Annotated in this window: 26 protein-coding genes and 1 riboswitch; of the genes, 15 read left to right on the top strand and 11 right to left on the bottom strand. The window is 46.8% G+C overall.

From position 1 onward, the window contains the following. Nucleotides 1–68 precede the first annotated feature (68 nt). Entirely contained in the window at nt 69–506 is a 438-nt protein-coding gene (locus OM978_RS01915) for a chlorhexidine efflux transporter (RefSeq protein WP_264345092.1), read from the top strand. After that, on the top strand, nt 478–1,206 hold the full coding sequence (locus OM978_RS01910) for an AraC family transcriptional regulator (RefSeq protein ID WP_264345090.1): 729 nt from the start codon (nt 478–480) through the stop codon (nt 1,204–1,206). The genes OM978_RS01915 and OM978_RS01910 overlap by 29 nt, the downstream gene beginning before the upstream one ends. Here OM978_RS01910 and OM978_RS01905 read toward each other — a convergent pair. Both OM978_RS01905 and OM978_RS01900 read right to left on the bottom strand, forming a co-directional pair. Further along, the gene (locus OM978_RS01905; RefSeq protein ID WP_264345088.1) at nt 1,196–2,044 is read right to left on the bottom strand and encodes an SMP-30/gluconolactonase/LRE family protein; all 849 of its coding nucleotides are present in this window, start codon (nt 2,042–2,044) and stop codon (nt 1,196–1,198) included. The genes OM978_RS01910 and OM978_RS01905 overlap by 11 nt on opposite strands. A 19-nt stretch (nt 2,045–2,063) precedes the next feature. Further along, nucleotides 2,064–3,575, bottom strand: a complete 1,512-nt coding sequence (locus tag OM978_RS01900) for an FAD-dependent oxidoreductase (RefSeq protein ID WP_264345086.1) — start codon at nt 3,573–3,575, stop codon at nt 2,064–2,066. Nucleotides 3,576–3,789: 214 nt separating this feature from the next. Between OM978_RS01900 and OM978_RS01895 the strand changes: the two genes are divergently transcribed. After that, nucleotides 3,790–4,392 carry a M23 family metallopeptidase gene (locus OM978_RS01895; protein WP_264345084.1) on the top strand — a complete coding sequence of 201 codons (603 nt, stop codon included), beginning with the start codon at nt 3,790–3,792 and terminating at the stop codon, nt 4,390–4,392. Nucleotides 4,393–4,500: 108 nt separating this feature from the next. On the opposite strand, the gene OM978_RS01890 is transcribed toward OM978_RS01895, so the two are convergent. Then, nucleotides 4,501–5,058 (bottom strand): hypothetical protein, encoded by a 558-nt coding sequence (locus OM978_RS01890; RefSeq protein WP_264345082.1) that lies wholly within the window; start codon nt 5,056–5,058, stop codon nt 4,501–4,503. Nucleotides 5,059–5,177: 119 nt separating this feature from the next. Then, a complete protein-coding gene (locus tag OM978_RS01885) occupies nt 5,178–5,723 on the bottom strand; it encodes a zinc ribbon domain-containing protein (RefSeq protein WP_264345080.1) in 546 nt (181 codons plus the stop codon). A gap of 420 nt (nt 5,724–6,143) precedes the next feature. Between OM978_RS01885 and OM978_RS01880 the strand changes: the two genes are divergently transcribed. Continuing rightward, nucleotides 6,144–7,349 (top strand): IS4 family transposase, encoded by a 1,206-nt coding sequence (locus OM978_RS01880; protein WP_264345078.1) that lies wholly within the window; start codon nt 6,144–6,146, stop codon nt 7,347–7,349. A gap of 127 nt (nt 7,350–7,476) precedes the next feature. After that, the gene (locus OM978_RS01875) at nt 7,477–7,752 is read left to right on the top strand and encodes a helix-turn-helix domain-containing protein (protein ID WP_264345076.1); all 276 of its coding nucleotides are present in this window, start codon (nt 7,477–7,479) and stop codon (nt 7,750–7,752) included. Between the two features lie 327 nt (nt 7,753–8,079). Here OM978_RS01875 and OM978_RS01870 read toward each other — a convergent pair whose 3' ends face one another. Beyond that, nucleotides 8,080–8,748, bottom strand: coding sequence for a hypothetical protein (locus tag OM978_RS01870; protein ID WP_264345074.1), 669 nt, complete (start codon nt 8,746–8,748; stop codon nt 8,080–8,082). Between the two features lie 447 nt (nt 8,749–9,195). Then, nucleotides 9,196–9,311, top strand: a riboswitch (TPP riboswitch). 115 nt (nt 9,312–9,426) lie between these two features. On the opposite strand from OM978_RS01870, the gene thiC reads away from it, so the two are divergent. The 7 genes from thiC (at nt 9,427) to OM978_RS01835 (ending at nt 16,353) form a co-directional block, all read left to right on the top strand. Continuing rightward, complete coding sequence (gene thiC / locus OM978_RS01865; RefSeq protein WP_264345072.1) at nt 9,427–11,391, top strand: phosphomethylpyrimidine synthase ThiC; 1,965 nt, start codon at nt 9,427–9,429, stop codon at nt 11,389–11,391. Further along, on the top strand, nt 11,388–12,470 hold the full coding sequence (locus OM978_RS01860; RefSeq protein WP_264345070.1) for an FAD-dependent oxidoreductase: 1,083 nt from the start codon (nt 11,388–11,390) through the stop codon (nt 12,468–12,470). Before thiC ends, OM978_RS01860 begins: the two co-directional genes overlap by 4 nt. Beyond that, nucleotides 12,463–12,675 (top strand): sulfur carrier protein ThiS, encoded by a 213-nt coding sequence (gene thiS / locus OM978_RS01855; protein ID WP_264345068.1) that lies wholly within the window; start codon nt 12,463–12,465, stop codon nt 12,673–12,675. The genes OM978_RS01860 and thiS overlap by 8 nt, the downstream gene beginning before the upstream one ends. Before the next feature lie 2 nt (nt 12,676–12,677). Further along, a complete protein-coding gene (locus tag OM978_RS01850) occupies nt 12,678–13,472 on the top strand; it encodes a thiazole synthase (RefSeq protein ID WP_264345065.1) in 795 nt (264 codons plus the stop codon). Continuing rightward, complete coding sequence (gene thiE, locus OM978_RS01845) at nt 13,469–15,010, top strand: thiamine phosphate synthase (RefSeq protein ID WP_264345063.1); 1,542 nt, start codon at nt 13,469–13,471, stop codon at nt 15,008–15,010. Before OM978_RS01850 ends, thiE begins: the two co-directional genes overlap by 4 nt. Beyond that, a complete protein-coding gene (locus tag OM978_RS01840; RefSeq protein ID WP_264345061.1) occupies nt 14,995–15,741 on the top strand; it encodes a HesA/MoeB/ThiF family protein in 747 nt (248 codons plus the stop codon). Before thiE ends, OM978_RS01840 begins: the two co-directional genes overlap by 16 nt. 66 nt (nt 15,742–15,807) lie before the next feature. Then, nucleotides 15,808–16,353 (top strand): hypothetical protein, encoded by a 546-nt coding sequence (locus tag OM978_RS01835; protein WP_264345059.1) that lies wholly within the window; start codon nt 15,808–15,810, stop codon nt 16,351–16,353. Between the two features lie 60 nt (nt 16,354–16,413). On the opposite strand, the gene OM978_RS01830 is transcribed toward OM978_RS01835, so the two are convergent. Next, on the bottom strand, nt 16,414–17,199 hold the full coding sequence (locus OM978_RS01830) for an SDR family NAD(P)-dependent oxidoreductase (protein WP_264345057.1): 786 nt from the start codon (nt 17,197–17,199) through the stop codon (nt 16,414–16,416). A 215-nt stretch (nt 17,200–17,414) separates the two neighbouring features. Between OM978_RS01830 and OM978_RS01825 the strand changes: the two genes are divergently transcribed. From OM978_RS01825 to OM978_RS01815, 3 genes are all read left to right on the top strand, one after another. Continuing rightward, entirely contained in the window at nt 17,415–18,374 is a 960-nt protein-coding gene (locus tag OM978_RS01825) for a GlxA family transcriptional regulator (RefSeq protein ID WP_264345055.1), read from the top strand. Nucleotides 18,375–18,503: 129 nt separating this feature from the next. Then, complete coding sequence (locus OM978_RS01820; protein ID WP_264345053.1) at nt 18,504–19,580, top strand: major royal jelly family protein; 1,077 nt, start codon at nt 18,504–18,506, stop codon at nt 19,578–19,580. 54 nt (nt 19,581–19,634) lie between these two features. Further along, nucleotides 19,635–19,925: a putative quinol monooxygenase gene (locus tag OM978_RS01815; protein WP_264345051.1), complete on the top strand. Its 291-nt coding sequence runs from the start codon at nt 19,635–19,637 to the stop codon at nt 19,923–19,925. Nucleotides 19,926–19,977: 52 nt separating this feature from the next. Here the strand turns inward: OM978_RS01815 and OM978_RS01810 are convergent, their stop codons facing one another. The 5 genes from OM978_RS01810 to OM978_RS01790 form a co-directional block, all read right to left on the bottom strand. After that, on the bottom strand, nt 19,978–20,904 hold the full coding sequence (locus OM978_RS01810; protein WP_264345049.1) for a DUF2167 domain-containing protein: 927 nt from the start codon (nt 20,902–20,904) through the stop codon (nt 19,978–19,980). Between the two features lie 216 nt (nt 20,905–21,120). Further along, a complete protein-coding gene (locus tag OM978_RS01805; RefSeq protein ID WP_264345047.1) occupies nt 21,121–22,665 on the bottom strand; it encodes a methyl-accepting chemotaxis protein in 1,545 nt (514 codons plus the stop codon). 170 nt (nt 22,666–22,835) lie between these two features. After that, nucleotides 22,836–23,231 carry a rhodanese-like domain-containing protein gene (locus tag OM978_RS01800; RefSeq protein WP_264345045.1) on the bottom strand — a complete coding sequence of 132 codons (396 nt, stop codon included), beginning with the start codon at nt 23,229–23,231 and terminating at the stop codon, nt 22,836–22,838. 132 nt (nt 23,232–23,363) lie between these two features. Beyond that, nucleotides 23,364–24,413 carry a hypothetical protein gene (locus tag OM978_RS01795; protein ID WP_264345043.1) on the bottom strand — a complete coding sequence of 350 codons (1,050 nt, stop codon included), beginning with the start codon at nt 24,411–24,413 and terminating at the stop codon, nt 23,364–23,366. Then, nucleotides 24,413–25,468, bottom strand: coding sequence for a hypothetical protein (locus OM978_RS01790; RefSeq protein WP_264345041.1), 1,056 nt, complete (start codon nt 25,466–25,468; stop codon nt 24,413–24,415). The genes OM978_RS01795 and OM978_RS01790 overlap by 1 nt, the downstream gene beginning before the upstream one ends. Between the last annotated feature and the right edge of the window lie 111 nt (nt 25,469–25,579).

Below are 25,579 nucleotides of genomic sequence, written 5' to 3'. Positions count from 1 at the left end.
TTGGCCACTATCTGCTTTAGCTTTATCCTCTACACTGCTGCTTATATTTTATTAACTGAGTCATTCTGATGCGAAGCAACCTGGATTGGTTTCGTCATGCTTTTGCTTATGAATGTGGCGCTATAGTTCTGAGAACTTTATGCACTCTGGCTGTGGCGGATACAGCTCTTGGCAGCGCTTCTGCTTTTTCGTTATTCAGCTCATTTACTGTATTTTTTCTAACCTTAACTCACACTAAAGTTTTTGATTACTTCCTGTGGCGCGCCACTGGCTCTTTAGCCAAAACAGGCAAAGTGCGGCTTTTGCATTGCGTCAGTTATGAACTAGCCGGCGCAGCGATCAGCATTCCTTTAACCTTATGGCTGCTGGATTTTAATCTGACTCAGGCTTTATGGCGGGAAGCCTTGATGTTTATCGTGTTTTTGATGTACACCTACCTGTATAACTATGGCTACGATCGCTTATTTCCGGTACCTCATGCTCAGCCTATCGATTCGCGCTTATAGCCCCATTCAACTTAGTCACAGCCATGAGCATCATCAGTTGGTGTTGCCTTTGGCTGGCCGGTTAAATTTGCTGATCAATCAGCAGCAATTTCAGGTGGGTACCGCAGAATGTCTGGTGATACTTGCTGGCACAGAACATGGCTTTTCCGCCGCTGAACAATGCCGGTTTTTAGTTGTAGATTTAACGCATTTACCTGCACATTTGCTGCATTTAACTCAACCGGTGTTTCAGTTGTCTGCTCGGATGCAACCCTATTTATTAGTTTTGGAGCAGCTGTTACTGCAACAAAATCAGCAACTATTGCCAACAGCACAGCAGTTTTTTCTACAATTACTGGAAGCAGAACAACCAGCACCAGCAGTGGACAAAAGAGTACGTCAGGCTCTGCTTTACATGCAGGACCATCTGGCAGAAGAGTTAGATTTAGTGAAGTTGGCCAGCAAAGCAAGTTTGAGTCTGAGTCAGTTTAAACAGTTGTTTCGCCAGCAGTTAGGCCGCAGCCCAGGTCAGTATTTAACAACTTTACGAATGCAGCACAGCCGTACTTTATTGCTGTTTTCCAACTTAACAGTGCAACAAATAGCGCTGGAATGTGGCTATCAATCGGCTTCTGCCTTTAGCGCGCGTTTTTCACAGCTTTTTGGGCAAAGCCCACAACAGTTCAGAGGACAGCAGTACAGAGGTTCAGCTAAAGCTTAATCAGCTCGACAGCACCACGTTTTTGCATAGTGACATAAAGCAAAGTCGGGTCTTTTTGTGAAAAGGTGACGTTGGTTGGAAACTCGCCTTTTAGCTGGTATTCCTTCAGCAACTTACCATCCGGACTGACTTTGGCAACCACACCTTTGCCATAACGGGCTATATATAAATTACCTTTGGCATCGGTACGCATGCCATCTAAACCAAAATCCGGGAACTGGATCAGCAATCTTTTATTGCTGGCCTGAAGCTTTTTATCCAGGTCGTACACCCAGACTCTGCGCTGCGCGCTTTCATTGACATATAACCTGGTCTGATCCGGGCTGATTTCCACACCATTGGTCGTTCCCATATCTTTTTCAACCAGACTGGAGCTACCGTCTGTATCAATGCGCCACAACTGACCTTTACGGTTTTTCCAATCCGGATCGCTGGCAAAAATAACGCCATTGGCCGCTATGGTTAAATCGTTGGGCTGAAACATTAAAGGCTGATGGGCATGCAGTTGCAGCTGTTTACCGTCGTAACGCCAGATATTATGGCCAGTATAATCCGCTATATACATCAGGCCTTTCTGGTCAAAACGAATACCGTTGCCAATACTGCCTTTGGGCAAAGTCAGGGCTAAGCTCACCTCACCTTGGGGGCTCACTTTGCCAATAGTTCCTTCGACACCATAATTTACCGCATACAAATAGCCGTTTTTATCTGTAGCAGGGCCTTCGATGCTTGCATGAAAAACGCCGTCAGATACAAAATCGCTGCTGTCGGGTTGTGTGCTGGCGTGCGCGACCAAACCCGACATGGATACTAATAAAATCAGTAACTTATACTTCATCAGTTTTATCCTTTGTATCTTAAGCTGGCTTTATGCCTTGGGCAAACCGCAATAGCTGCTCCGGGTCGTAACGGCCTTTGAGCTGCTGTAGTGTTTCATAATGACGACCATAATAAGCTTCAGACCAGTTTTTAATCAAAGCGTCGGTGTAGTTTAAGTAGGCACCACCGGTACTATAAGGTTGCATCACAGTACGCATATGATTGACCCAAAGCGCAGCGCCCCGCATTAACTTTTCATTAGCCCCGACAGGGCGGCTCACCAAATACTGAGCACTAAAGAGTGCATCTCTGTGAGCAAAAGCTGTGTGATCTGCAGGCACAGAACTGATAGCCCCACCCATCAGCGTCAATAAAATACCGCCGGATAATCCTTGTTGCTGACGCTGCTGCACCTGCCCCAATAAAGCTTCTAATCCGGCTCTGCTGATCGCTTTATTAAAAAAGTCGGAACTGCCCGCCATAGCCACACGTTTCAGTTTGGCATGCTCTGATTGATGCGGCAATTTGCACTCTGGCATCTCCAAACCAGCACAATCCGTCAGCATATATTCGCGGTAATTATGCAGCACCACGTCCTGCTCTACAGGTTGCACCGGCAAGCGTCTTAACCAATTTACCCATTGCTGCTGCAACAATTTAATCTGACCTAAACTGATCACCCGTATTTGCAACTGAGGTTCATGACCCTGTTCGCCGCTCCACCATAAGGCAGCCTGAGACCACAAAGCTTCGGGCAATTGACGGCTCCAGTGTTGCCATAAATTCAGCACAGGCAAAGCGTCTTTTAACGCAAAATAAGCATGGCAACTTAAGATATCTGTAGTGGCAAAAGTCTGAAACTTCAGGCGGGTGACTATACCAAACTGGCCGCCACCTCCTCCTCTCAAACCCCAGAATAAATCAACGTTTTGCTGCTCGTTACAACGCAGTACATCACCATCCACAGTGACCAGTTCTGCTTCCAGCAAGGCGTCACAAGTTAAGCCATACAATCGGTCGGCAATACCAAAACCTCCGCCCTGAGTTAAACCGGCAATACCTACTCCAACACAGCTACCACCCGGGATAGAGCGGCCTTTTTTACTCAACTGATCATAGATATCACCCAGCTTAGCCCCAGCCCCTATCCAGGTCGTATCCTCTTCAGGCTCCAGCTGAATATCAGCCATTAATGCTAAATCCAGCAAAATACCTTTGGTGCTGGAATAACCAGCATAGTTATGGCCACCACTACGGCCTGTGATTGGCAACTGAAACCAACGGGCAAAAGCTAAAATCTGCTGCACATCAGCTGTATTGGCACAACGGGCTATCACTGCAGGAATAATGGTATCAAAGCGGGAATTGGCGGCTTTATAAAAACGACTAAAACCGGCATCTGCCGGAAATAATAACTGGCCGGAAAAGTTCGCTTTTAGCTGCTGCCAGTCAGTGCTTTCAGGCAAAGCGTTGGCCGGGCTAAACTGGCAGCCGGCTACAGTGGCTAAAGCAGCAGCACTGCTTAAAGTTAAAAAATGACGTCTGTCCAAAGGCAAGTCTTTTCAAAATGGGAACCGCAGGCAAATTAGCATAAATTGGCGGGATCTTGTTGTGAGTGAGTTGAAATGACAAACAAAGATTATAAAAATGACTGATGGCCCCGTAAGATTTGAGTTTGCCCCTGAATAGAAAATTTTTAATAACTCCATTTAAACCTTCAGGCTTGATACTACGACTAAGCTATTTTACTTTGGATAAAAATTGATGAAAAAACTACTTATAATCAATGTATTACTTCTAACATCCTCCATAGCTTGTGCCAAGCCTGAAGTAGATTGCGCTGTCTATCCCGACCAACAAAGCTCTGATTATCTATTACCCTATCAGGTAGGAGAAGCCTTCCCTGTTGTAGTTTCGACTGGCCATTACCGCGCGTCGAACCAGGGTGTTGGCCTTTATGCGATCGACTTTGATATGCCAATAGGCACTAAAATAGTGGCATCAAGATCGGGTGAAGTGGTGGCTGTCCGCGAAACTTTTCAAGATGGCAATGGTAAAGATTTAGAAGAAAACTATGTTTTTATTCGCCATAGTGACGGCAGCATAGCGCGCTATTTTCATCTGACCCACAATGGGGTTTTGGTGAACGAAGGTGACAAAGTCAAAGCCGGTGACCTGATCGCCATTAGTGGTGATACGGGCCAGACTTCCAGCCATCATTTACATTTTGATGTGCAGCAATGTGGGCCGAACCTGCCGCCTGGCTATAACAAACTACCCTGTGGCCAAACCCTGCCTGTCACTTTTAAAAACACCAGTAGTCATAGCTGTGGTTTAGAGGAAAGCGTTAGCTATAAAGCTTTGTAGGTTTGATGTGGTGCCTATGGACGCTCAGTTGTCAGCGTCCGCGATTCGCTTAAGATGCTCTGTCCATGAGGTAAAGTACAGAGCAAGAGTTGCCCACTTTTTTCCGCTTTAGCAATTCAGTGGATGCAGAAAGATCTCTTTCTTTTTGGTAAAAACAATATCTTTTAGTACATGCACTTTGCCATTAACAATCACCTTGATTTGCTCAATCTTAACCACAGATGACATTGATTCCTGAACAGTGAAACTCTCATGATATGTTTCGTACTCTGGCTGAGACGTGTTGTCCATCAGAGTTCCAGCCGTATAGTTTTTTGTTATCAAGTCGCCGTTTTCAGTTCTCAGCCGATTAAAGCTTTTCACACTAAAGCTTGTTTTTAGATCATCAACATAGAGCTCCAGCAGCTGCTCAGGCCAAATAACAGTTGCTGATTCAACGACTTTGAAAGCAATACTGAGATTAGTTTTATCCTTGTGCTCCCATACATGTAGCTCCACTCTCGCATTATCAAATGTGTAAACAAGCTGATTATCGGCGCCAACCCTGCCCCGACATGATTCTTTCTCCACTTCAGCCCCAACCGCTTGAGGATGAAAATACTCTTCAGGCATAACTACGCAGGCGTTTAAAAGAAAAACGGATATCCAAGTTAAAAATCTATTCATAATCTGTTGAATCCTGAGCCTTACCGCCCTGTTCTGCCAGTTAACCCGATTCTAAAAAATCAAACTAACTCGCCTTCAAAGATTTCAATGAGGCTTTTGCTGCAACATTCTAAATCCGGCTAAATTTCTTTCCCACATTTTGGGCAAAACTTGTACTCCCCATGAATTGACGAACCACAACTTACACAAAAACGGGCGCTACCCGGTTTTTCCTGATGATCAAAACCCATCAGTTGATTAAAGGGATCAGGTTCTTTATCAGGAGATACGATGTCGAGTGTTGAAAATCTATTTTTCGCTAAAGCGTTATAAATATGATAAACGCCGCCAATGATCGAAGACACTATGACGAAGTAGCCAATCAGACTCCAGTATTCCGGGCTGTCTTCTTTGCTGGTGGCACTGATCCACATCAGGCCGAAGATGGTACCGCCAATAATCTCACCCAACCCTTGGCCCAGAGATGGCATTCTGCCAGTTTTTATAGCGGCTATATTTCCCTGATCATCGGCCATCGAGACTTTTTGCACAGCTTTATGTTTAGCTCGGTCTCTAACCAATAAGTCAATTTCTCTGGCTCGCTCAGGATGAGCTGCTCTGTCAATTTCCCGCTGACAATCAAGTAATTCCTCTAAGCTATATTTTGTATAATCAATTTCTTTCAAAGCATATTCCTTCTATAACCACGGGTTCGCACCACACAAGCGAACAACTTGTTCTGCTTCTGGCCGCGAAAAGGCTTTCATTAGCCACTGATTAATAACAAAGTATGGATATAGCCTAAAAAATCAAAGGATATACCAAGCACCTATCATAGCGGCCTAATCACAGACCAATCCATAAGTAAATGACCTAAAATGGAAATTCTGAGTGCGCTGTTTTCACCTGACTCACGAGGGTGCTTTAGTCACTGAAAGTGACAAAGTCAAAGCCGGCGACCTGATCGCCATCAGGGGTGATAAGGGCCAGATGCTGAGGTATCCCCACGAAATATCGATTGAAAACAAAAAGATGAACTAAGAAGAAACATTCATGGTGTTTGGTGATCTGATCTATCGCCAAACAAATTAGAGGACCAAAACACCATGAATGTAAGCCGCATCTTAGCCAGTTTTATCCAGAACGTCACTCCTATTTCTCATAAAACCCGCAGAGAATCTTTACGTGCTGCAGTACAAAGTTGCATAGAAAAACAAACACTTACCGTCACCGGTATCGGACGTGGCATCGCTGGTGAGACCAAGGAAAAACATCGTATAAAACGAGCTGACCGCTTGCTGTCCAACCCATGGATGCAGATTGAACGGCCGTTGGCTTATGCTGCACTGACCCGTCTGCTCATCAGTCATTTGCCTCGTCCCGTTATTCACGTCGACTGGTCTGATTTAGATGGCTGCCGTGGGAATTACCTGCTCAGAGCTTCACTGGCTTTTAAAGGTCGCGCGTTAGCGCTGTACGAGCATGTGTATCCGTTGAATAAGAAGGAAAAACCGGAGGAGAACCAACGCTTTCTTAAGCAATTAAAAGACATGCTTCCTGCGCACTGTAAACCCATTATTGTCACCGATTCAGGCTTTAAAGTGCCCTGGTTTCAATTGATACAGCAACAAGGTTGGGACTTTGTAGGACGAATTCGCGGGAAGTCAATGTGCCACATCACTGACTGTGGCTGGCTAAGTTGTCAGGAGTTATTTAAAAAAGCCAGAAAACAAACCAAGGCTTTTGCTGACGCCAGACTCACACTTCAGAGCGAATATCCGGCTCAATTAATCCTGCATAAAAAGACGATAAAAGGCCGGAGTAAACTCACGACGCTTGGCGAGAAAAGCCGTGCCAGTTGCAGCCTGGATGAGTCACGCAGCGCAAGGGAGCCATGGTTACTGGCCACGAACCTGAGTGTCGATAATGCTAAATCTATACAACAAGTTATCTCTGCCTACCGGTCACGTATGCAACTAGAAGAGAACTTCCGCGACACCAAATCAGCTCGTTATGGATTAAGCCTCGAATGGCAAGGCTGCAAGTGTCCCAACCGGTTAGCAGTATTAGTTCTGATAGGTACACTAGCGCATACCTTGCTGATATTTATAGGATTATCAGGAGCGAATGCTGGGCTTCACCGACAGTTTCAAGCAAACACGACTCGACACAGGGCTGTGCTGAGTTATGCCTACTTAGCCCTGAGAATGATAGCTCGAAAGCTGGACCATATAAGGCGAAGGGACTGGCTAAACGGGATCCATGAATTCAGGCAAATCACCGCTTCCTATGGAGATGATTTACATGCTTAAATTCGTGGGGATCCCTCAGGGCCAGATGTCCGGCAAGCAGTTTAGATTTACTTCAAACCACAGAAGCCCTGCTGATAGACAATAAAGTTAACGCCTGCTGGCAAACGAAAAAAGAGGTTCAAGATTGATGAGTCTGCAAACACTAAAACAACATGCTTTAAACAATCCGGAAGTGAAGGCTGAATACGAACAGTTGGAGGCTGAATTTAACTTTATCGATCAACTCCTCTCCATGCGCACTGAAGCTGGGCTTACACAAGAACAGGTTGCACAAAGGATGCAGACACAAAAGAGCAATATCAGCCGCTTAGAAAAAGGTAACTCCAACCCCAGCTGGTCTACGCTGGTGAAATATGCCCATGCTTGTGGTTTTGAGCTTTCGATTAAGTCGCATAAGATCTGAGCTTGATCTTACATAGAAAATTTGTCTTTATCACCAGCATTCAGGCAGCAAAGATTGACGATTTTCGCTAGAGTCAGGTGGAGCCTCCAAGGCTGAAGCCGAAATACTTACATAATAAAAGCAACAGACATGAAGCTTGCTATAACGCAGCGTGAAACGCTAATTTAACATGGCAACCACAAACCGAGCAGCATCCATACCTCCCCCTGACCTACAAAACACCAAGCGCTACAAGTGTTTTTTGGAGTAAGGAATTCGATAGCATGAAACAGATTTAGTTGCTTACCTCAAGCACAATTGAAGTAAGAAACGCGGTGCTGCGTGTTTTCAAGCCTTACTGTTTAATTTGATATTTTTCAGTGCTTCAGCCAGTTGCTTGTTCAAATCGTCCAGCGCGTGAACAATAGCCATATATGCATCTTTTCCTGCTTCGTAGGAATAGGCTGGAATATGCAGCCCAAGACCAGTGGAAACGTCGTAGTGATAAATGTCTTTTCCTTCAAGGCTATTATAGGTAAGTTCATCCTGTTTTGTTTTTAATTCATATGTACCTGTTGCGTTTAATTCAAAAGGTTGAAGAGGAGCTTTAGGGATAACATTATATTTTAAAGTAAGTTTTGTTTTGGTGCTCATTGTAACCAGAGGCGGCACAGGCGCCTCAAATTGAATTAACTGTGGTTGGATAACCAAGTCAAAGTTATCTGCAGACAATTTTGATTCGGACTGAGAAATATCAGCAAAATATGACTTCAAAGAGTCATGAACTGCACTTTTGAAATATTCACCTAGGTCATATTGAAAGACGGTTAATAACTGCTTACTTTCATGCTGTTCATTTAAAAAGTCTTTATCAAGATAAACTAGTACACTTTCTTTCCTGAGTTCTCCAGCTTGAGCTGATGCCTGTATTTTCGGAATGACCACTGGCGAATTTACAGCGCAAGCGACCAAAAATAAAGCTGCGCAAAATACAAAAATTGTCCCGTTATTTTTCATAATTATTTCCATCAGTTTTAAGAATGCAGCTTAAAATGGCGACTCGTAACCCAATTGATAATGGGCACTGAAGCCAGTCAAAAAGAAGATTGTCGATTATATCCAACAGATGAGAAGTAAAATATCGTAGCCTCACCAGACACTTCAGCTATACCTTGCCTCACTTGTATGAGGGTTAAAATACTGCTCCTGCTTTTCTTCTTCAAGTATTTTATGCAATCTAAAAATGCAAGTCGGAGTGTTCGTAAATACATCAAATATCGGCAACTACAACCACGGGCTTCTGCATGTCGGGATAAACCCGCCCCCTACAATTTTTTATCAGTTTTTAGGGAAACTTTAAGCCGGTGATCACCACAAATTAGCCCGTAGAAAACACAAGTCCGAAACAACGCACCAACCAATTTCCCCTTGCCGCCTGAAAAAAAGCTGTTTATGCTGGCGACACTTAGCTTGTCGGAGTGCTGCACAAACCTTGTTTGTCAGCTGAGACCGCCCTTGGGCGGAATCCGTGGAACCTGAACAGGATAATACCTGCGGAGGGAAACAAGAGCGCATACAGCGGCGGTGATCCGTCTGCCTGTTGGCGCACTCATTCGGCTCATCTGTTGATGGCTGTCCACGCTTTTCCCAAGCTCTGTTGAAAATTAACTATTTAATTATTTCATCGGAGTTTATATGTCAGAAAATCAAAACCGTCGCGCTACCCGCGCTGCCGCCGAACAATTTATTCAGCAGTTTCAGGGCCAGCCTTATCCCGCCAGCCGCAAGGTGTATATCGAAGGCGACTTACCCGGCGTGAAAGTGGGTATGCGTGAAATTGAACTACAGCCGAGTTTAATTGGCGGTACTAAAGACAAGCCTTTATTTGCGCCTAATACCCCGATTCGGGTCTACGACACCTCAGGTCCTTATTCCTGCCCTGATGCTCAGATCAATATCCGCAAAGGTTTACCCGCTCTGCGTACCGAGTGGATCAAAGAGCGTGGCGACACTGAACTGGTCACCGACTTTGGTTCTGTCTACAGCAAAGAGCAGTGGCTGGATGAAAGCCTGCAAAGCTTAAGATTTGAAGCTTTAACAGAAAGACGCATAGCCAAAGCTGGTGTGGCAGTCACTCAGTTGGCCTATGCCCGTCGTGGCATTATTACGCCAGAAATGGAATACGTGGCTATTCGGGAAAACTTAAGTCGCGCTAATCTGGCTGCTGCCACTGAAGCCAGAACTCAGCATCCGGGCCAAAGTTTTGGTGCCAACTTACCCACACAAATTACCGCTGAATTTGTCCGGCAGGAAATAGCGGCAGGCCGCGCCATTTTGCCCGCCAATATCAATCACCCTGAAATTGAACCTATGATTATTGGCCGTAACTTTCTGGTAAAGGTAAACGCCAATATCGGCAATTCAGCAGTTAGTTCGTCCATTGAAGAAGAAGTGGAAAAGCTGCTGTGGGCCACCCGTTGGGGCGCTGATACTGTGATGGATTTATCCACTGGCCGTTATATTCATCAAACCCGAGAATGGATTATTCGCAACAGCCCTGTGCCTATTGGTACCGTGCCTTTGTATCAGGCGCTGGAAAAAGTGGGAGGTATAGCCGAAGACTTAAGCTGGGAATTATTCCGCGACACCTTAATTGAGCAGGCCGAACAAGGGGTGGATTATTTTACTATTCATGCCGGAGTGCGCTTAGCTTATGTGCCTATGACAGCCAAACGTCTGACCGGCATAGTATCCCGTGGCGGTTCTATTATGGCCAAATGGTGTCTGGCGCATCATAAGGAAAACTTTTTATATCAACACTTTGACGATATCTGCGACATTATGCGCGCTTACGATATCAGCTTTAGTTTGGGTGATGGTTTGCGCCCCGGTTCTATTGCCGATGCCAATGACGAAGCTCAGTTTGCCGAGCTGAAAACCTTAGGTGAACTGACACACCGCGCCTGGGCTAAAGATGTGCAGGTGATGGTGGAAGGCCCTGGCCATGTGCCTATGCAGCTTATTCGTGAAAATATGCAGTTGCAGCTGGAATACTGCGCTGAAGCGCCTTTTTATACTTTAGGCCCTCTAACCACTGATATAGCGCCGGGTTACGATCATCTGACGTCAGCTATTGGTGCAGCTCAGATTGGCTGGTATGGCTGCGCTATGCTTTGTTATGTCACGCCAAAGGAGCATTTGGGTTTACCTGATAAAAACGATGTCAAAGAAGGCATGATTGCCTACAAAATTGCCGCCCACGCCGCCGATTTAGCTAAAGGCCATCCGGGAGCACAAATTCGGGATGATGCTTTATCCAAAGCCCGTTTTGAGTTCCGCTGGCAGGATCAGTTTAATTTAAGTTTAGACCCTGAACGGGCCCGCTCATATCACGATCAAACCTTGCCACAAGAATCCGGCAAAGTGGCGCACTTTTGTTCTATGTGTGGCCCTAAGTTTTGTTCGATGAAAATCAGTCAGGATGTGCGCGACTATGTGGCCAGTATTGAAGTTCAGCAGATAGACCCTGAATTACAACAAAATACTCTCCACACAGAAATGCAGAAAAAAGCGCAGCAGTTCCGGGAGTCTGGCGCAGAGCTTTATCACGGCTCGGATAAAACACTCTCTGATACACCACAGGAGGAACCGCAGCTATGAGCCAAACGCTGCTGATCCTCGGTGGCGGTTTAATGGGACGTTTATGCGCTTTGGCTTTGTCCGAACCTGGACTTTGGCCAAAGCCAGCCCGTATTCGCCTGCTGGAAAAGGGGAGTTTTAGCCCTTCCCAAGAGCTGTATCAATCCAGTGCTGCTTTTTCTGCTGCCGCTATGTTATCGCCTTTGGCGGAATCTGTGCTTTTAGAGCAGGATTTAGTTGAGCTGGGGTATCGCAGTATGCAGCTGTGGCGACAGCTACAACAGCAACTGCCGGATTTTAGCCTGCAACACCAAGGAGCTTTGCTGCTGGCCCACCCACAGCAACAACACCTGTTATTGCATTTGGTCAGCCAAATCAAAGCCCAGCCACATTATCAGCCCAAATGGCTGACTAAAACTGAACTGACAGAACTTGAGCCTTCGTTAGCGGCTCGTTTTCAGCATTGCTGTTATTTGCCAGGCGAAGGGCAGTTAGATAATCAGGCTTTTTTACAGCATTCTCTATTGCTATTGCAGCAAAGAGGTGTGTCGCTGGAAGCTCATTCAGCCGTTGAATTTAGAGGCAATCACCTCTGGTGTAATGGCAAGTTAGAACCCGCAGATTTGGTGATTGATTGCCGTGGTTTAGGAGCGTCCACTGAATTGCCACTATTGCGACCAGTGCGGGGAGAAGTACTGAGAGTTAAAGCACCAGCAGTAAAACTTAGTCGCCCTGTGCGGTTGTTCCATCCCCGTTATGCGCTTTATATAGCACCTAAAGGCGAGGGTATTTTTGTGGTAGGCGCTACAGAGCTGGAATCGGCCGATCAATCCGGCCCTTCGGTGCGTTCGACGCTGGAACTGCTTTCGGCTTTGTATTCAGTAGACCCTGCTTTTGCTGATGCGGAAATTTTAACTGTACAGGCTTCGGCCCGCCCCGCTTTGCCAGATAACAGACCTGCTATTTCCCATCAGCACAGCCTGATTAGGGTCAATGGTTTATACCGTCACGGTTATTTATTAGGTCCGGCCTTGGCTGAACAAGTGACCCAGCTGGCTTTGCTGCAGTTCAGCGAAGCTAAGGAGCTGTGTTATGGCTGAGCATATGAAAACAGAGCTAAGCATCTGGCTTAATGGCAAAACCGAAATCTTAAACTCCTATCAATTAAACGATCTATTGCCGCGCTTTAAAGCCCCTTTTGCAGTGGCCTTAAATGGCCGTTTTATTGCCGCAGTTCAGTATCCAGATATTGCGCTTAAAGCCGGTGATCAGTTGGATATTGTTAGCCCTATAGCCGGAGGTTAAGCATGCAATCCGAATTTAACATTTACGGCGAAACCCTTAACAGCAGGCTGATTTTAGGCAGCGCCCTCTATCCAAACCCGACGATGATGCAGCAGGCATTACAACAAAGTGGCTGCGAAGCAGTGACTTTAAGCCTGCGTCGGCAAGCGCCTGAACAGCAAGGCGGCGAGCAGTTCTGGCAACTGATCCGCGACTTAAAACTCAGGCTCTTGCCCAATACAGCGGGCTGTTTTTCAGTGCAGCAAGCTGTGACCTTGGCGCAGATGTCGCGGGAGATTTTCCAGACTAATTGGATAAAACTGGAGCTGATAGGCGATGACTACAACCTGCAGCCCGACCCGATTTTATTGCTGCAAGCGGCCGAGCAACTACTGGCGGATGGTTTTGAGGTATTACCTTATTGCACTGACGATTTGGTGCTTTGCAAAAGGTTGTATGAACTCGGCTGCAATGTGCTGATGCCCTGGGCAGCGCCTATAGGTTCGGGTTTAGGAGTGCTCAACCCTTATGCACTGCGGACTTTAAGGGAACGTTTACCAGACGCAACTTTAATAGTGGATGCAGGTTTAGGTTTGCCCAGTCACGCCTGTCAGGTAATGGAAATGGGCTTTGATGGCGTATTACTGAATTCTGCCGTGGCTTTGGCCAAAGACCCTCTATTGATGGCTAAGGCTTTTTCGCAGGCTGTATCCGCAGGTCGCTCAGCATTTTTAGCCGGTGCTATGCCGAAACAGGACTTCGCCAGTCCTTCTACACCTGTGCTTGGTATGCCGTTTTGGTTGCAGGAGGCGCCATGACAAAATCAACAATCCTCTGGAGTATTGCAGGTTCAGACAATAGCGCAGGCGCTGGTATTCAGGCCGACTTAAAAACTATTCAGAGTTTTTCTGCGCCAGAACAACCTGTGTTTTTATGTACTTTAATCACAGCTATTACCGCCCAGCATAGTTCTGGTGTAGATGCCTGTATGGCGGTGTCAGTAGCTATGCTGCACCAGCAGGCGATGGCTTTATTAAAAGATGCACAACCTGCGGTTATTAAAATTGGATTGCTGGTGAATAAGCTACAGGTGCTTTGGCTGACTGATTTAGTCCGGCAACTCAGACATCAGCAACCTGACTTACTGGTGATTTATGACCCTGTTGCTATCAGCAGTTCAGGCTCAAAAATGGCTGAACCCGATTTATATCAGGCGGTGGTCCAGCATTTATTGCCACACATTGATCTGTTAACCCCCAATCTGCCGGAGTTGGAAGCTCTTACTCAAAGCTCGGATACTGAGCTGGCAGTGCAGCTGCTGTTCAAAGCCGGGGTAAAAGCGGTACTGGTTAAAGGCGGTCATGACGTTGATACACAAAGCTGCACGGACCAGCTTTTTATTAGCACTGATTTTCGCTACCGCGGTTATCCGGCTTATGCCAACCACATTCGTCTGAGCAGCCCCCGCCAACAACACCATTTTAATCACGGCACAGGCTGTAGTCTGAGCAGTGCTTTAGCTGCAGCTTTGGCTTTAGGTTACGCACTGGAGGATGCATTTGTAGTGGCAAAAAGCTATATCAATCAAGGTTTAAGCCAGCCAGTTGTGATCACAGAGTATTCGGGTACTTTGAGCCATTGGGGGTTTCCCACTAAGCAGGAGTATTTACCAGAGCTGCTGACAGACAATCTGCAGCCACTAACACAAGCCTTTGTAGCCTTAAAAGCGCCTTTGGGTTTGTATGTGATAGTGCCTTCAGTAGCAGAACTAAAAAGAGCTTTAGCTGCAGGAGTAAAAACCCTGCAACTGCGAATAAAAAGCACAGATCAGCAACTGCTACGCCAACAAATCCAACAGGCACTTCAACTTTGTCAGCACCCTGATATTCAGCTTTTTATTAATGATCATTGGCAATTAGCGCTGGAGCTCGGCGCTTATGGTGTGCATTTAGGCCAGGAAGATATTAACAGCGTTAATCTGGCAGCTTTACAACAAGCCGGATTAAGGTTGGGTGTGTCCAGCCATGGTTTTTATAAGCTGCTAAGAGCACAACAACTTCAGCCCAGTTATCTGGCGATAGGCGCAGTATTTGCCACTCAAACCAAGGATATGGGCGGTAAGTTGCAAGGTTTACAGAAGCTTTGTCGTTACAGCTCGTTATTCCCTGCTATTCCGTTGGTGGCTATTGGTGGCATTAACGAAAACAATGCCAAAGCTGTGTTGGCGATCGGTATCAAACACTTAGCTGTGGTGCAGGCGTTTGCGAATGCTGCAGATCCCACACTTTGGGTGCAACAGATGCAACAGTTAATCAGCGAGGCCCAACTGGAGCAAAAGCCATGCTCAGTGATTTAGAATTTATCCGTTATAGCCGCCAACTGATGTTGCCGGATTTTGGCGAAGCAGCTCAGTTGAAACTAAAACAAACTAAAGTGTTGCTGATAGGTTGTGGCGGTCTAGGCAATGCCGCCAGCCAGTATCTGGTGTCGTCCGGTATAGGCCAGCTGACTTTGGTTGATGGCGATAAAGTGGAATTATCCAACCTGCAACGGCAACTATTATTCCGCGACAACGACAGAGGTTTTAACAAAGCGAAAATAGCAGCGCGCCAACTTAGACAGCTGAATCCTCATGTGCAGATCGCCACTATTGAACAGCATTTTAGTGCCGCCAATGCCGAAGCTTTGCTGGAAAACACCGACTGGGTGCTGGATTGCACAGATAATTTCAAAAGCCGAAAGCTGATCAATCAGCTCTGTCAGCACCATCAAATCAGCCTGCTGAGTGCTGCGGCCATAGCCCAACAAGGCCAACTGATGCTCTGGCCTTTTGCGCATAACCAAAGCCCCTGCTACAACTGTTTATTCCCGGATTTAACAGACCAATCCGGCAATTGCAGCAGCTTAGGAGTGTTGGCACCTTTGCTTGGGATCATAGGCTCTATGCAAGCTATGTTACTGATCCAACAAATTATTCAGCCAGATACGCAAGCTAAATTCTGGCAGTTTGAGGGGATAGGGTTCAGGTTATCTGCTTATGATATGCCAGCTCAAAGTTGCCGTTGTGGTGTTAAAAAATCAGCGTGAAATGTACTTATTATTTAGGTTAGAGTGACAAGGTTGAGTAAAGATTCAGGTTCAGGGAGAGATTGAATGCCTGTCATTGTAGTTCTGTGTTTTTTGCTTAGTTTATCCGGTTGCGCCTCTATTCCCTTTGCCACCATGGCCAAACTCAGCCAGTACGATGGGCAGAGTATCGTGCAGCTTGATCCAGAGCAGATGCTGGTTAAAGTCAGCGTAGGTAATAGTTACAGTCTGAAGCCAAATTCCACCAGACTACAACTCAGCTTTCAGCCTGAGCAGCAAAATAGCAAAACAGAAGCGGCCTTAAGCTTAAAACAACTCAGCAAAGCGCAAGAAAAACGCTCTGTAGGCTTTTTTAGTCCGGATCTGGAAGTAATGACTTATGAGTTTGCTGTTGATCAGGCGGGTGCCGAAACCTTAAAGCAAATGCAGCAACAATTTATCAAGGCCGGTCATAAAGGAGCTGTCAGTTTTACAGTGGAAACAAGCTTTGACCATAAAGACAACTCAGAAATCAAAGAAGACATCCTGTTATGGGTCGACTTAAGAGTGTTTGAAAAAGAGGACTACATCTCTTTAATTGACGCCGCAGCGCTAAAAGTTGAAGCTATATAGATGAGTTGTCAAAACCACAGCATTAAGGCTGTGGCTTTAACTACCCGCTTTATCAATCACTTATTTAGTCAGGTAACGTAGGCCAGGTTTGGTATGGCCAAAACGTTGTGACAATGCTTTTCGGGTGGCTTCGAACGCATCCCATTCAGCACCGTCCTGCAATGGTGGAATAGTGATAACTTCACCTGCATCCAGACCTGCCAAAGCAGCGTCAACCATGTCCGCTGTGTTCATCACAATTTCAGTAGGTAAATGCTCATGCGGTAGGCCTGCCACATCCCAAAAATCTGTGGCTGTCGCACCTGGTAATACAGCCTGAATTCGAATACCCTGCGAGGCCAGTTCATGCTGCAGCGACTGAGTCAGTGCCAGCACATAAGCTTTGGTTGCACCATAAACACCGTTCAGAATTTCCGGCCCTACAGCGACAATAGAAGCAATATTAATTAAGGTGCCGCTGCCTTGTTTGACGAAGGCTGGTACTGCGGCGTAGGTCAGGCGGGTTAAGGCGGTGACATTGATATCAATCATGCTGACCATGTCTTTGATATCGCTTTGCAGTAAAGGAGCCACAGCGCCAAAACCTGCGTTATTCACCAGTAGATCAATACCACCTTTAGCCAGCACGGCTTCCACTTGAGCTGATTCTGCCGGGTTCGCTAAGTCAGCCTGGATCAGTTGCACAGTGCGACCTGTTGCGCTGCGTATTGAAGTTGCCACAGCGTCCAAACGTTCTTTATTACGAGCCACCAGGATCAGGTCATAACCTCGGCGGGCTAAGCGATCCGCATATACAGCACCTATGCCAGATGAAGCGCCAGAGATCAAAGCAGTTTTAGTATTCATAGTATGTTCCTTGAATAAGTGTTGAAGACGGGTTCATTGTGGCAGAACGGAAAATAAGATAAATGACACAAAAAACGCATTTAAGGACATCCCTGACATTAGAATGAAGCAGGAGAAATAAACTTAAAACAGCTGGACAAAGCTTTTAAAAGTACAAATAATGCGCAAAATAAATTTATACCTTATTTAGAATTACCCACCGTTAAGGACATCAGATGAACAAACGTATCGGGCTCATTGTGTATGATGATTTTCAGATCCTGGACTTAGCCGCCCTGACGGTCTTTGAGTTCGCCAATACAATGCAGCAGAAAATCCACTACCAGTTTGCGTCTTTGTCGGTGGAAGGGGGTGCAGTCAAAAGCTCCACCGGAGTAGTGATAGAGACTCAGCCTATCGGCTTTGGCGCTTATGACACCTTGATCATCGCCGGAGCTTTGCTTATTCCAAACCCCATGCCAGCTTTAGAAGCAAAATTAAACGAAGCGGCCTCTGGTACAAACCGCATTGCCAGTATTTGCAGTGGCGCTTTTGTGTTGGCCAATGCAGGTTTATTGGATGGCAAAAGAGCCACAACCCACTGGGCCTGGGGGCGGGATTTACAGCTGCAACACCCTGCAGTTTTGGTTGATGAAGATAAAATTTATGTCAAAGATGGTCAGGTCTGGACATCAGCCGGAGCAACAGCCTGTATCGACTTAGCCCTGGCATTAGTAGAGGCCGACTTAGGCGCTGAAGTGACAAAAAGCATAGCGCGCCTGATGGTGGTGCATCATAGACGTACCGGCGGGCAATCTCAGTTTTCGGCTATGGCAGAACTGGAACCCAGTTCAGACCGGGTCAGAGATGCGCTTAAATTTGCTAAAGAGAACCTGCAGAAAGATTTAACAGTGGAAGATTTAGCTGAACATGTGCACTGGAGTCCGCGCCATTTCAGTAGGGTCTTTCATAGTCAAACCGGTATGGCGCCAGCCAAAGCAATAGAAAAACTAAGACTGGAAGCAGCCCAGTCGTTGATAGAACAAGGCCATTCCTCCATCAGCCGTATTGCAGCTATAACAGGTTTTGGTGATGAAGAACGAATGCGCCGCGCTTTTTTACGCACCTACGGCCAATCACCCAAAGCCTTTGTGCATTTATCACGGCTACAGCAGGATAATGTGTATTTGTCTTGAACCTGACAACAAGGGTAAACCAGCTATTATCAAATATTTTTTGAAACTGATTCGATATATCACGTCTTTTACTGATGAATGATAACTTCTATTCTGCGGCCTGTGTTTAGACAAAACCGGAGAAAGAATATGAAACACCTGATAACACCAGCTTTATGGCTGTCTTTAACAATAAGCAGTTTGGTCAGTGCTGCTCCCGAAACCGGAAGCCTTGAGACTGTAGCTGAGTTACCAATACGCCCTGGCAATGTAAGCGTGACGGCACAAGGCAGGGTGTTTGCCACAGTGCACCCGCTGGATACTCCCTCGGGCTTGCAGCTGATTGAAGTCGACCGCCAAACTGGTCACTACAAAGCCTGGCCTTCAACGGATTTGCAAAAAATTGCGGCAGCTAATGCAGCTCAGTTTGATACCTTGTTGGGAATAACGCAGGATAAAGCCGGACATCTCTGGACTGTAGATATGGGCTTAGAGCTGGGCAAGACCCGGGTCTGGGGCTTTAATGTTCAGGATGGCAGCTTGTATAAACAAATTACCTTACCTCAGGATCTCGCCCCCAAAGGCAGCTTTATGCAGGATCTGGTAGTGGACTCTAAAAAAGGCTGGATTTATCTGGCAGATATCGCCAATCCAGGATTAGTCGCAGTCAGAATTAGTGACGGTCACACTGTGCGCTTTTCCGGTCATGTATCGTTACAAGCAGAAGCTGATGCCGTGATGAAAGTAGACGGCGAAGTCACATTATTTAATGGCAAAGCAGCCAGTGTCGCAGTGAACCCCCTGAGTTTATCAGCTGATGGAGAGACCCTGTACTATGGAGCTATGAATGGTACCCGCTGGTATCAGTTATCGACCCAGACTTTACAAACAGGTGACGCAAAGAAAACTGCCGCAACAGTCAAACTGGTTGGCTTCAAACCGGTATCTGACGGCGCTGCTACGTCAAACAGCGGCAATCATTATTTTACCAATCTGAACCACAATGCCATTGATATGCTCGATAGCAAAGGCAAACTGAAAACACTGGTCAGCTCGCCCTTGCTGGATTTTCCGGACAGCGTGCAGTTTGGTGAAACAGGCTGGTTGTATATTTCAGTGAATCAATTGCATAAAGCCAAAGCTTTTAATGGTAAAGCCGAAACAGCCAAAGCCCCCTATAGAATAATGCGGGTATGGACTGGCGAGGATACAACCGCAGGACGTTAACTAATCCGCAGCAACAACAGAGTTGCAGCTTCCTTGATTTTTTGGAGTACAAAAATGCTGTATTTACTGGCAGAAATTCAGGCCAAACCAGGCAAAGAACACATAGTTAAACAGGCGTTGTTGCAATTGCTTGAGCCGACACGACAGGAAGAAGGGTGTCAGCAGTATGAGTTATTTGCTGACGAGACTGTGACAGGATTGTTTTTAATGCAGGAGATCTGGGCGTCAGAACAAGCACTGGAACAGCACAATAACAGCGCTCATCTGCGCCATTTTGGCGAGTATTGCAAACAACAGGATGCGTTACAGCATGCCACATTAAGACGGCTTGGATTTATTGGTTAAGTTCATCAGGCTGCAAAAGGCATCAAACCTCTTGCAGCCTTGTGGCGCAACACTAGGGTTTAGCATCAGTATCTTCGGTTGGAGTCTCTGTTTTAGCTTTTTTGCGCTTATAGACTTTGCTGCCCAAAGCACCTAAAGCGATCAGAATATAAACACCAAATTTTTTGAGAAACAGAATTGCCGCAGCAATCAGGCCTGTTTTCATTGCGACCTTGCCAGCAACCAAAGCGCCCAAACCATAAGCCGCCACTTGATCAACATCGGCATCAAAATCTTCGTAACGTGCACCCGTATTGAATTCTGCCAACGCCAGTACAGATCCAATGTTTTCCTCAATCATGGCTTTTTGGTCCATGTCGGCGATAAAGTTCAGCACCAGCACACCTTTGCGACCCAACACACGAATGTTGTAGTTCAGTGTGGTGCCTTCAACCCGGCCGAACTTAATTTCTTTTGCCCAGTGTAGCTTACGCGCTTCTTTGTCATAAAAAGGCTTAGCCGCCCACCCGACCAGCTGCAGGCTGTCATAACCTTCACTGACTCTGTTTGCGCTGGCCTCTTCAGTTTCTTCCTTCATCTGCACCAACAACTCGTCGTAGTTGATTTCATCGGCATCAGTATCCGATACATAACCTTCTTCAACATACTCAATGGTCACAGCCCAGGCGTCACCATAAAAAGGTGGGATAGCAGCCGGCACCAACATACCTAAAGTGGAGCTTCCCATACCTTTAGGATTGCCCCACATATCCACCAATACAGTCTCGGCATCTTTAGGACTCAAGTAATAAAAACTCTCTGGCACATTCAAACTGGCAACAGCTTCAGGTAACTGAATTTCACCTTGCATGCGGTTCAGCGATTCCCAGGTTTTAGTGGCTTCAGCCAGGTATTTTTCTTGTTCAGCTGTCAGTTTCTGCTCTTCGGCAGAACCAGACACAGCGAAAAAAAGGCAAAACGCAACGAGCAGATTTTTCATGGATCATCCTTAATCAACCGGAGTGAAAGCCGGCAGAATTTATCATTGGGACTGCACAGAGACAGGTTTCGGCTGCAACTGCATTGTTAAAATACAACGCATAAAAAGCCGATTTGACGACTGAAGTGGTTGTAAGTTTCTAAGTTACAACCATAGATGTCTGTCGGCAATATGAGTGCAATGAAATTTCTTATTCGCTGACGGACTGAGGCTTATTCAAACCCGCTTAAAGCCTATTCTAAACCCACCCCAATGCCGGCCTTTGACCATAATAGGCACGGATAAGTCATGCAAAATTTCGCCTGTATCACGTTTATAGGTTTGCAGCAGCATAGGTTGAGTGTTACTGCCACAGCGGCTGCCGGTGCGGTCGCCAAAGACCCGTTTGGTACGGTTTTGCAGCAAATCTTTTTCGTAGTTCCCCGTTAAGGCCTGACTGTATTTTTTATTATGAGTTGGGAAATAGCCTTTACGATCCACTCCACCCGCGTACAACACATTGGTATGACGCTCTAAAATAGGCTCCTGGATCAAAGGGAAAAACTGGTCGGTAAAACTGTCGTAGGCAGTATGGAATTTTTGTGGATTGGTGTTGGCGATGGCCTGGTACTGCTCGGCAAATAACTGCTGTTCAGTCAGCTTGCCGTCGCTCAGCGCTTTTTCAAATAAAGCGCCAATAGCGGCGGCGGCTTGCTGAGCCTCTTTTAATACAGGGTTAAAGAAACTCTGGCTGGTGACCGTACTGAGTTCACGGTAAATACTTTCAGTTTCTACTGACAATTCAATGGCTTGATCGGCCACTGTGCTGCCTTTATGTTCTATCGCCGATAAGGCTTTATTAATGCTCTGAATCGACTGACCCAATTGCTGGCTGGTATTTTCCAGACCTGTACTAACCTGCTCTATTTGCTCCAGCGCAGCAGACACCTGCCCTACTTCGGTATTGATGCCGTTAAAACCTGCGGCCACACTTTGTAATTCCTGCTGCACATCACCACTTAACAGCACCAACTGCGCCATCACATCAGCGGTTTGTTCGCTCTGGCTACGAATATCAGCCAACATTTTCGCTATGTCTTTGGTCGCTTCTGAGGTTTTGCCAGCTAAAGCCCGCACTTCATCGGCAACTACAGCAAAACCACGGCCCTGTTCACCGGCCCTGGCGGCTTCAATAGCTGCGTTTAACGCTAACAAGTTGGTTTGATTGGCTACACCTGTGATCACTTCAGTAATACGCTGAATATCGTCGGCACTGCCTTTGAGTTGTTCCAGCCGGGCAGCTGCATCACTGACCGCATTAGCTAACTGATTGATATTTCCCACACTTTTTTGCAAGCGCTGATCGGCTGCACTGCAGGCATTGGCGGTGTGGGTAATGCTATGGCTGATTTGTTGCAGATTATCTGTCAGTTGACCGCTGGTATCGGCTAAGCCTGTAGCTGCGCTGCCAATTTGGCCGCAGTCGTCGCCGCTGTGTTTGATGTCTTTAATTAACCCGTCGATATAAAAGGAAACCTCTGCTGCCCCTATCGCCATTTTTGAAGTGGCTTCGGTAATGTGGTGAGCGCTGTTGGCCAGCGTATTGGATTCTTGCACTGGCTGCACTGCTGGTTGTTGACGCCCTGCCCATAACAAAAAACCACCTACAGCCAGCAGATTGAACAGCACTAACAGCCAGCTGTTGAAGTCCAGCCACAGGTACAACACCTGCGCCGCCAGCCAAAGCACAACAAAAACCACTGCAGCACGTACATTTTCCATAACGACTTCCCATTCGACAAAGGCCAGAGACAAGATGGCAGAAGAAAACATGACAGAGCTGAAGACTCTGCGGCATTTCGGTTCTGGCAGTGTTTCTGTTATGCAAGCAACTGTCAAACCATCCTCAGAGGAATGCGACTAAAGTCTAGGTCGCTTTGGTATATATGCTGCTATTGCCGGACGGGAAAACCGCTGTCCGTCCAGGCCTGCATACCACCAGCTATGGAGTATAAATCACGAAACCCCATACGTTGCAATGACTCCACAGCCAAAGCAGAACGGGCACCAGAGCGGCAAATTAAATACAAAGGTTGAGTGGCCAGTTCTGTTAAAGCCACTACTGCATCCTTATGCTCTGCAACAGCAGGATGCTGCGGCAACTGCATTTCCAGCAAACCCCGGGGCATATTTACAGCAGTCGGAATATGGCCAGTGGCAAACTCGGCAGGTTCACGCACATCAATAATACGAGCCTGACTGGTTTGTAATAAAGCAGCCAACTGCTGCACTGTCAGCTCCTGAATCTTGGCTTTGGCTTCGGCCACAAGCTGGGGTCCGGTTTTCATAAAAGCAGTCCTGTGTAGTGAGTTGGATTTACTATATACCGAAATACAGTAGAGGTGGAGTCATGGGTAAAGGGTTCAGATATGCCAGCCTTTCCACGACCCCAAAGCGAAAACGAGTCTGAGTATGGAATATCACTTCGCTCCAGCCAGTTGCTGTAAAAACTGCAACCGCTGCTTTTCTTCGTCACCCAAAACAAAAGGCTCGTCGCTAAGCTGGCCAAAGTTGATGGCGTCCACCATAAAACCTGGTGCTTTGCTGTCGCCGTATCTGTTGGCTTCACCTGGCATAGCGGAGCGTAATTCCAGTACAAAAGTACCCAGCCAATAGGGTCCGCCTTGCTGCTGTAATACCTGTTTAAAAGCCCGCAGTTCTAGCTTGGCCGACCCCTCTGTTAACTGTTCTTCTGCCGTCAGCACCGCCAATGGTTGTTTGCTTTCAGTAAATAAATTGGCTCGTAAGCGGTACATACCGGCTTTTTTCACCTCCAACTCCAAGGGGATCACTAAATCAGGGCCACGCGAACTGCTGCTGCCGATGCCCGTGATAGTGGCAACCGGATAACTGTAGTCCAGCCCTGTTTGTAGTTGTTGGGTTTTCCCTTCAGCTTCAAATAGCACCACCAACTCCATAGCACCGTCCCAGTTTTCAGTGGCATCAAACTGATGTGCCCATTCAGTGGCATCTGCACCTGCTGTTAAATCGGCCTGCGCCAACACTTTGCCGCTTTGTTGTTGACGTAATTCCGCTTTCACATGCTGTGGCGATAAGCCAGTCATCACCAGTTTAAACACTAGCGGTTCGGGGTAGCTGAATCGGTATTTGGGCAAGACCAGACTGGCGCTGGCGCCGCCTTCCAGCGGCAAGGCCACAGTGTCAAAATGATTGGGGTTCAGCAGTTGATGATCGGCCGAAGTTAAAGGCCTGGAATAAGATGGGTAACTTAGTTCGGCCGCATAAGCTTGCGACAACAAGCTAAAACTTTGCTGAAGCTCTTCCTGTTGATACTGATCCATTTGCACTGGATCGACAGTTTGCACCACAGCCTTTTGCTGGGGTTCAGCAATAGCATCAGGCTGTGGTTTATCCAACACCACAACAGCTGTTTCAGCTTTAGGCCAAAACCAAAAAGCTGCCAGTGCCATCAGCACCAGCAGCAAGGTAAACACAGCTTTTTTCTGCATTAATCAGCAGCCTGACTGACTAAAGACGACATACTCTGGCGATCTGAGCCTGTCACCAATAAATAGTTAGAGGCAAAGACCCACCAACCTCGTGATTGCTGATAGGTCTGGAACTGCAAAGCCTCTGCGTTTAAATAAGTGGCTCTGGCATTAGCAGCTGTCACTTCGCCATCGCGGCTATCTTCAATCAGACCACTGTGGCTATAGTCGTTGCCCATCAGCATGGGGTAGTGATAAGGCATAAAGCCCTTAACGCCATTGCTTTGGCTAGCCAGTTTGCCGTCAAAAGCCACATTGGCGCTGCAACTGTCAAAAGAACCAACAGCAGAAGAGCCACAAGTCGAATGACTGGCGACTACACCATCATCAGTGCCAGGCAAAAATGGCCCTGTAGCATTTAAAAAGTCAGAGCCAGCGCCAGCAAAACGTAAACGAGGCACCCGGCTGGTTGGGAAACTGGCCAGCTGACGCGCCGTATTCACCCGTAAGTCGTTCAGCACACCAATGTTAGAAGGTGATGGTATTTGGCCTAACCACAAAGATAAAGCTGCACGTAAAGCAGCATCTGTCCAACTGCCGCCTCCAGCTACATTGACGGCTAAATCAGCCAATTCCACCCCACCACCAGCGCCTGCAAAGTCAAAGCTGGCGATAATGTTCAGTGGCTGTAAGCCTGCGTTTTTAAGCCATAAAGCCTGGTTATCGATGATATAACGGGTGACTAAATCACCTGTGGAGTGGCTGACAAAAATACAACCGCTGTTGCAGGTACCAGCACGGGACAGCTGTTGCAATTTAGGCCAGACATAGTCTGTGGCAATTTTGCCTGTTATACGTTCTTGTGAAGGCCAGTCGATACGGGCATCGGCGCGGCTCAACCAAAAACCAGCCCAATAGTCGGCACCGTTGCTGGCGACATCAGCACCTACAGGCCGGTCGGCTAAATTACCAGGCTGAAAACCATGCACTAACACCACGGGATGACCATTTAACGCAGCAGAAAGAGGTAAGCTCAGCAGCGCCAATCCGGCAGCCGCCATTTTCAGTAATTTCATTCGTTTGTCCTTGCTCTTGTCTTTGTGAATTTATTGTTTTATTTGCATCATTTCCGTGATGCCAAGTTACAAATCCCAGTACAAGATAGAACAGCTCAATGACAATGCAAT

Origin of the sequence: Rheinheimera sp. MM224, from assembly GCF_947090785.1 — a bacterium.
Taxonomy (GTDB): Bacteria; Pseudomonadota; Gammaproteobacteria; order Enterobacterales; family Alteromonadaceae; genus Pararheinheimera.
This window is presented reverse-complemented; position numbering and strand designations above follow the sequence as displayed.

Coding starts and splice junctions, on each gene's coding strand:
- OM978_RS01915 (WP_264345092.1), top strand. CDS start 69: ATGCGAAGCAACCTGGATTGGTTTCGTCATGCTTTTGCTTATGAATGT.
- OM978_RS01910 (WP_264345090.1), top strand. CDS start 478: ATGCTCAGCCTATCGATTCGCGCTTATAGCCCCATTCAACTTAGTCAC.
- OM978_RS01905 (WP_264345088.1), bottom strand. CDS start 2,044: ATGAAGTATAAGTTACTGATTTTATTAGTATCCATGTCGGGTTTGGTC.
- OM978_RS01895 (WP_264345084.1), top strand. CDS start 3,790: ATGAAAAAACTACTTATAATCAATGTATTACTTCTAACATCCTCCATA.
- OM978_RS01890 (WP_264345082.1), bottom strand. CDS start 5,058: ATGAATAGATTTTTAACTTGGATATCCGTTTTTCTTTTAAACGCCTGC.
- OM978_RS01880 (WP_264345078.1), top strand. CDS start 6,144: ATGAATGTAAGCCGCATCTTAGCCAGTTTTATCCAGAACGTCACTCCT.
- OM978_RS01875 (WP_264345076.1), top strand. CDS start 7,477: ATGAGTCTGCAAACACTAAAACAACATGCTTTAAACAATCCGGAAGTG.
- OM978_RS01870 (WP_264345074.1), bottom strand. CDS start 8,748: ATGAAAAATAACGGGACAATTTTTGTATTTTGCGCAGCTTTATTTTTG.
- thiC (WP_264345072.1), top strand. CDS start 9,427: ATGTCAGAAAATCAAAACCGTCGCGCTACCCGCGCTGCCGCCGAACAA.
- OM978_RS01860 (WP_264345070.1), top strand. CDS start 11,388: ATGAGCCAAACGCTGCTGATCCTCGGTGGCGGTTTAATGGGACGTTTA.
- thiS (WP_264345068.1), top strand. CDS start 12,463: ATGGCTGAGCATATGAAAACAGAGCTAAGCATCTGGCTTAATGGCAAA.
- OM978_RS01850 (WP_264345065.1), top strand. CDS start 12,678: ATGCAATCCGAATTTAACATTTACGGCGAAACCCTTAACAGCAGGCTG.
- thiE (WP_264345063.1), top strand. CDS start 13,469: ATGACAAAATCAACAATCCTCTGGAGTATTGCAGGTTCAGACAATAGC.
- OM978_RS01840 (WP_264345061.1), top strand. CDS start 14,995: ATGCTCAGTGATTTAGAATTTATCCGTTATAGCCGCCAACTGATGTTG.
- OM978_RS01835 (WP_264345059.1), top strand. CDS start 15,808: ATGCCTGTCATTGTAGTTCTGTGTTTTTTGCTTAGTTTATCCGGTTGC.
- OM978_RS01830 (WP_264345057.1), bottom strand. CDS start 17,199: ATGAATACTAAAACTGCTTTGATCTCTGGCGCTTCATCTGGCATAGGT.
- OM978_RS01825 (WP_264345055.1), top strand. CDS start 17,415: ATGAACAAACGTATCGGGCTCATTGTGTATGATGATTTTCAGATCCTG.
- OM978_RS01820 (WP_264345053.1), top strand. CDS start 18,504: ATGAAACACCTGATAACACCAGCTTTATGGCTGTCTTTAACAATAAGC.
- OM978_RS01815 (WP_264345051.1), top strand. CDS start 19,635: ATGCTGTATTTACTGGCAGAAATTCAGGCCAAACCAGGCAAAGAACAC.
- OM978_RS01810 (WP_264345049.1), bottom strand. CDS start 20,904: ATGAAAAATCTGCTCGTTGCGTTTTGCCTTTTTTTCGCTGTGTCTGGT.
- OM978_RS01805 (WP_264345047.1), bottom strand. CDS start 22,665: ATGGAAAATGTACGTGCTGCAGTGGTTTTTGTTGTGCTTTGGCTGGCG.
- OM978_RS01800 (WP_264345045.1), bottom strand. CDS start 23,231: ATGAAAACCGGACCCCAGCTTGTGGCCGAAGCCAAAGCCAAGATTCAG.
- OM978_RS01795 (WP_264345043.1), bottom strand. CDS start 24,413: ATGCAGAAAAAAGCTGTGTTTACCTTGCTGCTGGTGCTGATGGCACTG.
- OM978_RS01790 (WP_264345041.1), bottom strand. CDS start 25,468: ATGAAATTACTGAAAATGGCGGCTGCCGGATTGGCGCTGCTGAGCTTA.